This window comes from Pollutimonas nitritireducens, assembly GCF_002849615.1.
GTDB classification, from domain to species: Bacteria; Pseudomonadota; Gammaproteobacteria; order Burkholderiales; family Burkholderiaceae_B; genus Pollutimonas; species Pollutimonas nitritireducens.
Genome location: NZ_PDNV01000004.1, coordinates 146781 through 158328 on the forward strand (window position 1 = coordinate 146781; position 11548 = coordinate 158328).

Annotated in this window: 10 protein-coding genes; 1 reads left to right on the plus strand and 9 read right to left on the minus strand. The window is 57.4% G+C overall.

The genetic code is table 11. The annotated features are described in order from the left end of the window. Nucleotides 1–68: 68 nt before the first annotated feature. From CR155_RS07060 to CR155_RS07095, 8 genes are all read right to left on the minus strand, one after another. A complete protein-coding gene (locus CR155_RS07060; protein ID WP_102069472.1) occupies nt 69–1085 on the minus strand; it encodes an amino acid ABC transporter substrate-binding protein in 1017 nt (338 codons plus the stop codon). 106 nt (nt 1086–1191) lie between these two features. Then, complete coding sequence (locus tag CR155_RS07065; RefSeq protein ID WP_102069294.1) at nt 1192–2466, minus strand: phenylacetate--CoA ligase family protein; 1275 nt, start codon at nt 2464–2466, stop codon at nt 1192–1194. Between the two features lie 14 nt (nt 2467–2480). After that, the gene (locus tag CR155_RS07070) at nt 2481–3311 is read right to left on the minus strand and encodes an ABC transporter ATP-binding protein (protein ID WP_102069295.1); all 831 of its coding nucleotides are present in this window, start codon (nt 3309–3311) and stop codon (nt 2481–2483) included. 64 nt (nt 3312–3375) lie between these two features. Next, nucleotides 3376–4710 (minus strand): ABC transporter substrate-binding protein, encoded by a 1335-nt coding sequence (locus tag CR155_RS07075; protein WP_102069296.1) that lies wholly within the window; start codon nt 4708–4710, stop codon nt 3376–3378. A gap of 95 nt (nt 4711–4805) precedes the next feature. After that, on the minus strand, nt 4806–5870 hold the full coding sequence (locus tag CR155_RS07080; protein WP_102069297.1) for a branched-chain amino acid ABC transporter permease: 1065 nt from the start codon (nt 5868–5870) through the stop codon (nt 4806–4808). A 32-nt stretch (nt 5871–5902) separates the two neighbouring features. After that, complete coding sequence (locus CR155_RS07085; protein ID WP_102069298.1) at nt 5903–6832, minus strand: branched-chain amino acid ABC transporter permease; 930 nt, start codon at nt 6830–6832, stop codon at nt 5903–5905. Nucleotides 6833–6857: 25 nt separating this feature from the next. Continuing rightward, on the minus strand, nt 6858–7655 hold the full coding sequence (locus CR155_RS07090) for an ABC transporter ATP-binding protein (protein ID WP_102069299.1): 798 nt from the start codon (nt 7653–7655) through the stop codon (nt 6858–6860). Then, nucleotides 7655–9631 (minus strand): AMP-dependent synthetase/ligase, encoded by a 1977-nt coding sequence (locus CR155_RS07095; protein ID WP_102069473.1) that lies wholly within the window; start codon nt 9629–9631, stop codon nt 7655–7657. Before CR155_RS07095 ends, CR155_RS07090 begins: the two co-directional genes overlap by 1 nt. A gap of 155 nt (nt 9632–9786) precedes the next feature. Here CR155_RS07095 and CR155_RS07100 point away from each other — a divergent pair, with 155 nt between their 5' ends. Further along, nucleotides 9787–10461, plus strand: coding sequence for a Crp/Fnr family transcriptional regulator (locus CR155_RS07100; protein ID WP_102069300.1), 675 nt, complete (start codon nt 9787–9789; stop codon nt 10459–10461). Between the two features lie 12 nt (nt 10462–10473). Here the strand turns inward: CR155_RS07100 and CR155_RS07105 are convergent, their stop codons facing one another. Next, the gene (locus CR155_RS07105) at nt 10474–11439 is read right to left on the minus strand and encodes a Bug family tripartite tricarboxylate transporter substrate binding protein (protein WP_102069301.1); all 966 of its coding nucleotides are present in this window, start codon (nt 11437–11439) and stop codon (nt 10474–10476) included. Nucleotides 11440–11548 lie beyond the last annotated feature (109 nt).

Below are 11548 nucleotides of genomic sequence, written 5' to 3' on the forward strand. Positions count from 1 at the left end.
TGGAATTGAAAAAGCGTGGCTTCAGGCCACGCTTTTCTCGTTCTGTCGAACAGCACTGCACGGACGGGTTAACGCACTGGCAAAGCGTACATCAACCCGCCGTCGGTCCATTGCGCATTCAAACCACGCTGAATCTTCAAGGGGCTGCCCTGGCCGACATTGCGATCAAAGCTTTCGCCATAGTTTCCGACTTGCTTGATGATGTCGTATGCCCATTTTTCATCGACGCCCAGATTCTTTCCCGCTCCGGCCGTCACGCCCAGCAAGCGCTGTATATTCGGGTTCTTGCTTTTCAGCTGTTCATCCACGTTCGACGCGGTGACGCCCAGCTCTTCAGCCCCGACCATGGCGTGCAAGGACCACTTCACCAGATTGAGCCACCGGTCATCGCCCTGCCGCACGAAGGGCCCCAGCGGTTCTTTGGAGATGATCTCGGGCAGGACGACATAGTCGTCCGGGTTGCTGAGCTTCGAGATGCGAATGGATGCAAGGCCCGACGCATCGGTGGTGAATACGTCGCAGCGTCCCGCCGCGAAGGCATTCACCACTTCATTGAACTGCTCGATGACGACAGGCTTGTAGCTGACGTTGTTCGCGCGCGCCCAATCGGCCATAGTGTTTTCGTTGGACGTACCGGTCTGCATGCAGACCGTCGCGCCATTGATTTCTTTGGCGCTTTTTACGCCGAGCGCCTTGGATACCAGAAAGCCCTGTCCATCGTAGAAGTTGATACCTGCGTGTATGGCGCCGAGCGCGGTATCGCGCTGCTGGGTCACCGTCGTATTGCGTGCCAGCAGGTCGATTTCGCCGGATTGCAATGCAGTGAACCGCTGCTGCGCGTTCAGCGGAACGGCTTTGAACTTGGACGCATCGCCCAGCGCGGCCGCAGCGACGGCACGGCACACATCAATGTCCAGGCCATGCCATACGCCTTTTGCATCGGGAGCGGAAAAGCCCGCGAATCCGGTCGTCACCCCACATTGCACCACGCCGCGTTCCTTGACCACATCCAGTGTATCGGCATGAGCCAGCGGCATGCCCGCCAGCACAGCCAGGGCGCCCCCGGCTAAGGCGCCCCCAACCATGCCGCGGCCGACGTATTTGAATTTGCGCATAACACTCCCCTTACGATAAGTATCGAACTTCATTTTTGGCATCTTACTGCAATAGATCAACGCAAAATGAATAAACTTAGTCGTAATTCCGTATATCATCGATCACCTTGCCGTCATTAGGCAGGCTGCCCGGCCCGACCACCACGACATCGGCCCGCAGCTTGGTCAATTCGCGCACGGACTCGGCGACCTTCACGGCAAGCTCAGGTGGCGGCGTGGCGCTTTCGACCTTCAACACCATGACGTCGCTGCCGATCTTGCCGCTTACCTCGAGTCTGGCCTTGCTGATGTCGGCATGCCGTTTGATCACCTGTTCGATCTGGCCGGGATGCACGAACATTCCCCTGACTTTCGTGGTCTGGTCGGCACGCCCCATCCAGCCCTTGATACGGACATTCGTGCGTCCGCAGGGGGACGGGCCCGCCATGATCGCCGATAGATCACCGGTGCCAAAGCGCAGCAGGGGATAGTCGGGGTTCAGTGTGGTGACGACGACCTCGCCCACTTCGCCAGCCGGCAACGGCTGATCACTGCCCGGCCGCACGATTTCAAGGATGATGTCTTCATTGACCACCAAGCCTTCTCGCGCCGATGTTTCATAGGCAATCATGCCCAGATCGGCGCTGCCGTATGCCTGATACCCGGCAATACCCCGATCTGCAAACCACTGGCACAGTGAGGGCGGAAAGGCCTCACCGGAAAACAAGGCCCGCGTAATGGATGGCAGCCTCATGCCCATGTCGTCCGCTTTCTGCAGTATGAGCTTCAAAAAGCTGGGCGTGCCGGTGTAGCCCGCCGGCGCCAGGTCGGCAATGGCCTGCACTTGTTGCTCCGTCTGGCCGACCCCACCAGGGAAGACCGTGCAGCCCAGGGCGTGCGCCGCCGTTTCCATCATTGAACCGGCCGGCGTGAAGTGGTATGAGAAACAGTTGTGGACGAGCTCTCCCGGACGAAAACCGGCGGCATAAAGCGCCCGGGCAAAGCCCCAGTAGTCGGGACGCTTGCTCTCCGGTTCATAGATCGGGCCGGGAGATGCAAAGACGCGCACGGCCTCTCCCCACCCGATGGCGGAAAAACCGCCGAAGATCCGGCTGACGGGCGGCAATTTCGCAGCGCCACTGCCTTGCCGCATCGCAAGCTGGGCCTGCAGCAACTCACTCTTGCGAACTACAGGAATCCGGGAAAGACCCTGCCGGTCCCGGACACTACCAACATCTACATTTTGCAACTGGCGTGCAATGGCGGGGGCGCGTTCGCGTGCCGCTTCCAGCGCTGGTAGCAGACGGCTTAACAATGACTGCTCGCGCTCGGACGCGGGTGCCCGTTCGCGTTCCTCGAAATAGGTATTCATGATCAGTCTTGCCTTTAGGCGAGCCAGCGTTTGCGCCGCCGATAGAACTTATTGTCGCGGAAGCTCTTGCGCTCGCCGCTCGATACGCCCAGATAAAACTCTTTGACGTCTTCATTCTCGGCCAGGGCCTTGGCGGCTCCGTCCATCATGACGCGTCCGTTTTCCAGGATATAACCGTAGTCGGCATAACGCAGGGCAATGTTGGTATTCTGTTCTGCCAACAAGAAGCTGACGCCTTCGCGCTGATTCAGGTCGCGAACGATTTCAAAAATTTCCTCGACGATCTGCGGGGCCAGGCCCATGGACGGTTCGTCAAGCAGGATCATGTTGGGATTGGCCATCAGGGCACGCCCGATAGCCGTCATTTGCTGCTCGCCTCCCGAGGTGTATCCGGACTGGCTGCTACGGCGCTGCTTGAGCCGTGGAAAATACTGGTAGACCTTGTCCAGCGAAGCGTTTAATTCACCTCGGCTGATCTTTCGCGTATAGGCGCCTGTGAGCAGGTTCTCTTCTATGGTGAGGTGGGCAAAACAATGCCGTCCTTCCATAACCTGCACCACGCCTCGCTTGACCAGTTCAGCAGGCGTAAGGCGTTCAATCCGTTCGCCCCGGTAGTCGATATTTCCCTTGGTCACGTCGCCACGCTCGGCCTTGAGCAGGTTGGATACGGCGCGCAGGGTCGTCGTTTTGCCAGCGCCGTTCGCGCCGAGCAGCGCCACGATCTTGCCTTCGGGCACGCACAGCGAAACACCCTTGAGCACCAGGATCACGTGGTTGTATATGACCTCGATTCCGTTCACATTCAGGAGAATCCTGGGGACGGCGGCCTCGACACTTGCATTCATATGTTATTCCCTGCAATCGGTTCGTCCCGGCCGCTCAGCATAGCGCGGCCGGGTGCTTCACACCTTACGAGGCGTCGCAATTACGCGTTTCGAGTTTCTTCTCGGATGCGTACTTGGCGGCCAGCTCTTTCACCAGTGGATCCACGAACTTCTTGTCAGACTGGTACCAGTCCGACACGATGTCGAACTTCGTGCCATTCCACTGGATGATGCGCGCCCAGTCGTCGCCCATGTGGTTTTTGCAGGACGTCTTCACAGGCCGCATCAGCTTGGCAAAGCCGAGTTCCTCGAGGCGTTCCTTGGTAATGTTGAGGTTCTCGAAGCCCCAACGGACCTGCTCGGGTGTCATATGCTTGCCCTTGCCATACTTTTCCTGGGCGGTGCGTATGGCTTCGACCTGCAGCATCGAGATCATCATGCCGCGCGTGTGGGCAATGGTGCCCACATATTTGCCATTGGTATCCGTACCCTGGCCCTTGTCATAGACATGTTTTTTCAAGTCTTCGTGCACCCGGCCGTGATCGGCACTATTGTGGATCGTAATGCCGTTATAGCCTTTCGCAACAGCACCCAGGTCCTGGACGTCGTTCTCGGAACTGGCCCACCAGATGCCGTACATCTTGTCGCGTGGGTACCCTACGGCCTGCGCTTCGCGTATTGCCGTAGGCGTCATGATGCCGGCGCTCCACAACAACAGGAAGTCGGGCTTGCTCTGGCGAATTTGCAACCACGTGGATTTCTGCTGGACGCCCGGAGCTGTGACCGGATACAGCTGCAAATCGAAACCGTTGGACTTGGCGCGCGCCTGCAACAGTGCGATTGGCTCTTTGCCATAAGGCGAGTCGTGATACACCAGCGCGATCTTCTTGCCCTTAAGCTTGTCTTCGCCCCCGACCTTCTTTGCGATATCCTGGATCATGACATCTGCCGCCGTCCAGTAAGTTCCCAGCAGCGGGAAATTCCATTTGAAGACTGAACCGTCTGCGGACTGCGACAGGCCGTAGCCAACGGTTTCAATGGTGAAACCGTCGACGATTGCCTTATCAGTCAGTGCGAAGGTGATGCCGGTGGACTGGGTATCGAAACCGGACGCGCCACCGCTCTTGTTCTTCAGGCGCTCGTAACACTCTACGCCGCGATCCGTGGCATAAGCGGTTTCACATTCCTCGTAGACGATCTTGACCCCATTGACACCGCCATCGCGCTCGTTGACCAGCTTCAGGTAATCCATTTTGCCATCGGCCCATGGGATACCCAGCGGAGCAAACGAACCGGTGCGATATGCCAGTAACGGTACGAATTGTTCTTCGGCGGCGGCTGCCGGCAAGGATGCCGTCGCCAGCGTGCCCGCCACAGCAATAAGGGCTGCGGCCAATTTAAATGAACGTGTCATCTCCAAGTCCTCCTGATGGTGTCTGTGTGCACCGTTTGTGATTCGGCATGGTCAAAATAGCCAGCCGAGCTTACTGATTCGTGTTGTCCGTCAATTTCCGTTCAATGGGGGAATGGCCAGATACGGAGCTTCTCCTTGCCTATGCTCCAGAGCCGCGCCAATCCGTGAGGCTCGACGATCAGGAAAAAGACGATAAGCCCGCCAAACACCATGTGCTCGATGTGCGAAGCCGTATCCACGGCCAGCGGTATGCCGAACATATGCGGAACGTTGGTCAGGAATACCGGCACCAGCACCATGAAAGCGGCTCCGAAGAAGCTGCCCACTATGGAACCCAGTCCGCCGATAATGACGATGAACAGCAACTGCAACGACCGGTTGAGATCGAATGCCAGCGGCTCCCAGGAGCCCAGATGTATATACGCCCATAACGCCCCGGCCACCCCGATAATGAAAGAGCTCACCGCGAAGGCGGTGAGTTTGGCGTATATGGGGCGAATTCCGATAACCGACGCGGCGACGTCCATGTCGCGTATTGCCATCCATTGCCGCCCGATCGCGCCTCGCACCAGATTCTTGGCCAACAATGCAAAGACCGCCACAAAAATGAGGACGAACAAATAACGCTGCACGGGAGTTTGCACCGGCAGGCCGAATGCTTCGAGCGCAGGCACCGACACATTGCCGGAAGATGAATAATTCGTGAAGAATGGAATGCGCAGAAAGGCCCAGTCGACGAAGAACTGCGCCGCCAGTGTCGTGACAGCCAGGTAGAGTCCACGGATACGAAGACTGGGCACGCCAAAGACGACGCCGACCAGTGTGGCGAAGACGCCGCCCAGCAGTATCTGCACAACCAGCGGCGTGGCCGGCATCCGTACACCAAAATTCCAGGCGGCATAAGCGCCCACGGCCATGAAGGCGCCCGATCCTATGGAGATCTGTCCGCAATACCCCACCAGAATATTCAAGCCTATGGCAGCGAGCGACAGGATCAGAAACGGAATCAGGATGGCTTGCAGGAAATAGTTTGACGCAAGCAGCGGAATCAGCAAAAAGGCAACAAGCAGCACCAGCAAGATGAAGAAACGATCCTGGCGTATGGGGAAGATCTGTTGATCGGCCCGGTAAGTGCTTTTGAACTGACCGTTTTCACGATAAAACATAATGGGTATCCAGTCTTCTTTCAGTTAAATCATTAAACGCGGTCAATGATTTTTTCACCAAACAGTCCTTGCGGGCGAAATAGCAGGAACACGAGCGCCAGCACATAGGCAAACCAGATCTCGATGCCGCCGCCGACGAACGGGCCCACATATACCTCCGAGAGCTTTTCGCCGACGCCGATAATCAGGCCGCCGACAATCGCTCCGGGCACCGACGTGAGGCCACCCAGGATGACGACGGGCAAGGCGCGCAAGGCGGCGGTTGACAGGGTGAACTGGACACCGAACTTGGATCCCCAGATAATGCCGGCGACCAGTGCGACAATGCCTGCGACAGTCCACACGACCACCCAGATTCGATTCAAGGGTATGCCGATGGATTGCGCTGCCTGGTGATCGTCGGCCACGGCGCGCAGGGCCCGGCCAACGGATGTGTACTGAAAGAACACCGCCAGCACGGCAACCAGCAATGCCGACACCGCTGCCGCCGTCAGGTCTTCGAGGCTGATCAATACTCCACCCTCGAAAACCGATTCGAGGATGAAAACGGGATCCTTGGGCATGCCCACATCGATGGAGTAGACGCTGCTGCCGAAAATGATCTGACCCATACCGTCCAGAAAGTAGCTGATTCCTATGGTTGCCATCAGCAGGGTCGTGCCCTCCTGGTTGACCAGGTAGCGCAATACCCAGCGCTCGATCGCAACCGCGATTAGCCACATGAAAATGCCGCTGATGATGAAGGCAAGCACATTGGCCAGGATCAGGCTCTCGATACCAAGCCACTGCGGTATCCATTCGGAGAACCTCGCCATTGACAGGGCCGCGATCAGTACCATGGCGCCTTGCGCAAAGTTGAAGACGCCGGATGCCTTGAAAATGAGAACAAAACCCAAGGCGACCAGCGAATACAGCATGCCCGTCATCAGGCCGCCGAACAGGGTTTCCAGGAAAAATGCCATTTCTGTCTTCCTTGTTTAGGGCTTGTTAATGGCTGGCGCCAAGATAGGCGCGTATCACTTCGGGATTCTGGCGGACCTCATCGGGCATGCCATCGCCGATTTTCTTGCCGTAATCCAGGACCACCACCCGGTCGGAGACATCCATGACCACACCCATATCGTGCTCGATCAACACGATCGTGGTGCCGTATTCTTCGTTGACATCGAGAATGAAACGGCTCATGTCCTGCTTCTCTTCGATGTTCATGCCGGCCATGGGTTCGTCCAGCAACAGAATGCGCGGCTCCATGGCCAGCGCACGGCCCAGATCCACCCGTTTTTGCAGTCCGTATGGCAGGCGCCCCACCGGCGTTTTGCGATAGGCCTGGATTTCAAGAAAATCGATCAGGTTTTCGACAAACTCACGGTGGGCGATTTCTTCACGTTCGGCCGAGCCCAGGCGGAAAGCCTGGGCCAGTATCCCGCTGGTCATACGCAAATTGCGGCCGGTCATGATGTTGTCCAGGACACTCATGCCTTTGAACAGGGCGAGATTCTGGAAAGTCCGCGCAATACCCATCTCGGCCGCACGCCGGGAATTCATTTTGGTGAATTTGTTGCCTGCCAGCGTAATTTCGCCGTGTTGCGGAGTGTAGACTCCGTTTATCACATTGAGCATGGAGCTTTTACCCGCGCCGTTCGGCCCGATGATGGCGCGGATTTCGTGTTCGCGCACATCAAAGGAAATGTCGGTCAAGGCCTTAACGCCTCCGAAGGCGAGCGAGATATTTTGCAGATCGAGGATGATGTCTCCGATCCGTTGATCGCGAGCAGCTTGACTCATTATGCAGCCTTCCTTGTGTTGCCCGGAAACGTCCTGGCCTCGGCGATTTTCAGGTCTGCCGAAATAATGCCTGTACGGCCGTCCTCGAATTTGACTTCGGTTTCGATGAACTGGTTGGGCTTGCCTTGGAAAAGCGCCTGGACCAGGACGTCGTACTTCTGGGCGATGAAGGCACGTCGTACCTTGCGGGTACGGGTAAGTTCGTCATCGTCGGGGTCCAGTTCCTTGTGGAGCACCAGGAAACGCGATACCTGCGACCCACACAGCTTTGGGTCGGCCGCCAGGTCGGCATTCACATCTTCGACGCAGCCGCGGATTAGCTCGTAGACTTCAGGCTTCTGCGCCAGGTCGGTATAGCCGGCATAAGGCAGGCCCTGTCGTTCAGCCCAGTTGCCAACCGCTTCCAGGTCGATGTTGATAAAGGCGCAAACGATGGATTTTCCCGTGCCGAATGCAACGACTTCCTTGATGTATTGGAAGAACTTCAGCTTGTTTTCAATGTATTTGGGCGCGAACAAACTGCCGTCGGCCAATTTACCGACGTCCTTGGCACGATCGATGATCTTCAGCTGCCCGTCGGTGTCGAGGTAGCCTGCATCGCCTGTGTGATACCAGCCGTCGACGGTATAGGATTCCGCGGTGGCTTCGGGATTGCGATAGTATTCCTTGAAGAGACCTGGACTCTTGACCTGTATTTCGCCGTTTTCGGCCACGCGTATCTCTACCCCTTTGACTGGCGGACCCACTGTATCGGCACGCACTTGTCCGTCCGACTGCACACACACGAACACCGACGTTTCGGTCGAGCCGTAGAGCTGCTTCAGGTTGATGCCGATCGAACGATAGAACACGAACAGGTCGGGCCCAATTGCCTCGCCGGCTGTATACGCCACCCGGACGCGGCTCATGCCCAGTGCGTTACGCAAGGGACCGTACATGAATAAATCGCCGATTCGGTAGCGGAGACGGTCCCAGGCGCCGACCGAGGGATCCTTGTCGAGTATTTTCACACCGACCCGGCGCGCGAGGCCCATGAAGGAATGGAACAGCTTGCGTTTGATTGCACTGGCATCTTCCATGCGGATCATGACATGGGTGAGCAGGCCTTCCAGCACACGCGGCGGTGCAAAATAATAGGTCGGCCCGATGTCATGCATGTCGATCGAGACGGTGTCGGGCGACTCTGGATGGTTGACCGTAAAGCCGGTAACCAGAAACTGCGTATACGAGAACATGTTCTGGCCAATCCACGCAGGCGGAAGGTAAGCCAGCACCTCTTCACGATCCGTCAGGTTTTCGAGCTCCTGGATGGCGCGCCCCCGATCGATGAGCGCATGATGAGTGAGCACCACGCCCTTGGGCTTGCCCGTCGTGCCTGATGTGTAGAACATGGCAGCGGTATCGTCCGGCTTGACTGCGGCAATGGCTTGATCCACATAGCCGGGGTTGGCGACAGCATGTTCGCGGCCGATTTCCAACAGGCGGTCAAATGACAACAGATTCTCACGGGTGTAGTTGCGTAGTCCGCGCGGATCGTCATAGACCACGTGGCGCAGGGCCGGGCAGTCTTCTGCGACTTCCAGCATTTTGTCGACCTGCTCCTGGTCCTCGACAATCGCGATACGGATATCGGCATCCTGAAACACATACAGCATTTCCGCCGCAATCGCGTCTTGATACAGTGGCACCGGAATAGCGCCCAGACATTGTGCGGCCATCATCGACAGGTACAAACGCGGCCGATTTTCGCCTACGATGGCGATGTGCTGCCCTGCCTGCACGCCCACCGCGGCAAAACCGCTGGCCAGTTCATGCATCTGGTGCGAAAGTTCGCTCCAGCTTATTGTCTGCCAGATTCCGAGGTCTTTTTCACGCATGGCCGGGCGAGCCCCGCGCACCTGGGCATGGTGCAGCACCAAGGCCGGAAACGTGTCGGCTTCCCCGGATATTTTTTGTGTAGGCAGATTTTGAGCCACGGTGTCTCCTTCAGCCAGTATCATTCCCCTTTTATTTAAGGGCTTATGCTTATATTTATGTGAGGCTGTCATTCAGCTTATCGTAAAGATATAGCCTTGCACTCGCTCCAACTGTCATGAATATGACATTCGCGCATTTTCTAGGGTAAATCCTCATGCATCTCAACGACTCACTGTACGACGCGGCGGCATGGCTGTCTTTGCTGACGCATGAGCAGCAAGAGCGCGTACTACGAGATGTTTCGGTTGCGCAGTATCCGGCCGGCGCGATGATTGAACGCAAGGGTGAAAAAGCCTATGCATGGATAGGCGTGCATAGCGGCCTGGTCAAGGTATCGGTGGGTACACCAGACGGCAAGCTCGCTTCGCTGACGGGCGTGCCCTCGGGCGGCTGGATAGGCGAAGGTTCGTTGCTGAAGAACGAAGCCCGCAAGTACGATATCGTGGCCTTGCGGGCCAGCACCATCGTCCGGCTGCCGGCCGCGACCTTCGACTGGCTGCTGGACACCAGCATTCCGTTCAACCGGTACTTGCTACATCAACTGAACGAGCGGGTTGCCCAGTTCATAGGCAAGGCCGAGTACGACCGGCTGCTGGCGCCGGATGCCCGGGTCGCACGCTGCCTGGCTGAACTATTTAATCCTTTGCTTTATCCCGGCAAAAGCATGCGGCTGGATATCACCCAGGAAGAAATTGGCTACCTTGCCCGCATATCGCGCCAGCGCACCAACCAGGCGCTGCGCGCGCTCGAGGCCGCAAACCTGCTGAAAGTGGAATACGGGGCCGTACAAGTCCTGGACCTGGACGGATTGAAGCAATACAGTCTGTAGGGATTATCCGGTTCAATTGAGCTTGATGCCGGCGGCCTTGATCACGCCGCCCCATTCCTCGCGCTGCAGATCGGCGTATGACTTGAAGTCATGGGCCGACATCGGCATGGGTTCCACGCCCATGGCGGTGATTTTCTGTTGGACAACATCCGACCTCAACGCTGCCTGCAGATCGGCGTTCAATTTGGCGACCACGTCATCCGGAATACCCGCAGGCCCGATAAGACCTTGCCAGGCGTAGGCCGTGAAATCTTTGACTCCGGCTTCAGCCATCGTCGGTACATCCGGCAACAGAGCGAGCCGTTTGGGTGTCGCAACAGCAAGTACACGCAGCTTTCCTGCCTTGATATTGGCCAGCCCAGCCGCGGAATCGACGAATCCGGCAGAGACTTGCCCGCCGAGCAAGTCCTGGATTGCCGGAGCCGCCCCCTTGTAGGGAACGTCGACCATCTGGACATCGGCACGCTGCTTGAACATTTCCAGAGCCAGGTGATGCGGGGAGCCGGCGCCCGCCGAGGCTGAAGTCAATTTGCCCGGATCTTTACGGGCCGCATCGATCAGTTGCTGCACCGTTTTGTAGGGGGATTGCGCGTTCACGGCAAGCATGAGCGGGAAACGGGCCAGGCCCCCAATATAAGTGAACTTGGCCGTATCGTACTGCAGCGTAGAGTAAAGCCATGGGTTGTAAGCCAGGGTGCCCGAGTCGGCCGTGCCGAAGGTGTACCCATCGGGCTTGGCATCCTGGACGAACGTGGCGCCAATGATGGTGCCTGCGCCAGGCTTGTTCTCGACGACGACTGTCTGGCCCAGGTTTTTCTCAATACTGGCACCAACGACGCGCGCGATAACGTCCGATCCGCCGCCCGCGGGGTAAGGCACTATCCACTGGACCTGGCGCTCTGGCCACGATGCCGCGTGCGCCCATCCAGCCACGCTGAACACAGCCGCAGCCATGAGGCCACCTAATAGTTTAGACATGAATAGTATCTCCGTAGAATATTTGGGCATATAGTTGTTGAGCCCGATTATGCTACGGCTATCCGTTATTTGAAATACGGACTTTCCTTGTTCTATGCCGTCATGGCAT

Bases quoted from the DNA above. Each gene is read 5' to 3' on its own strand.
- CR155_RS07100 (WP_102069300.1), top strand. From the start codon at position 9,787: ATGCATCTCAACGACTCACTGTACGACGCGGCGGCATGGCTGTCTTTG.
- CR155_RS07065 (WP_102069294.1), bottom strand. From the start codon at position 2,466: ATGAATACCTATTTCGAGGAACGCGAACGGGCACCCGCGTCCGAGCGC.
- CR155_RS07070 (WP_102069295.1), bottom strand. From the start codon at position 3,311: ATGAATGCAAGTGTCGAGGCCGCCGTCCCCAGGATTCTCCTGAATGTG.
- CR155_RS07090 (WP_102069299.1), bottom strand. From the start codon at position 7,655: ATGAGTCAAGCTGCTCGCGATCAACGGATCGGAGACATCATCCTCGAT.
- CR155_RS07060 (WP_102069472.1), bottom strand. From the start codon at position 1,085: ATGGTTGGGGGCGCCTTAGCCGGGGGCGCCCTGGCTGTGCTGGCGGGC.
- CR155_RS07105 (WP_102069301.1), bottom strand. From the start codon at position 11,439: ATGTCTAAACTATTAGGTGGCCTCATGGCTGCGGCTGTGTTCAGCGTG.
- CR155_RS07080 (WP_102069297.1), bottom strand. From the start codon at position 5,870: ATGTTTTATCGTGAAAACGGTCAGTTCAAAAGCACTTACCGGGCCGAT.
- CR155_RS07085 (WP_102069298.1), bottom strand. From the start codon at position 6,832: ATGGCATTTTTCCTGGAAACCCTGTTCGGCGGCCTGATGACGGGCATG.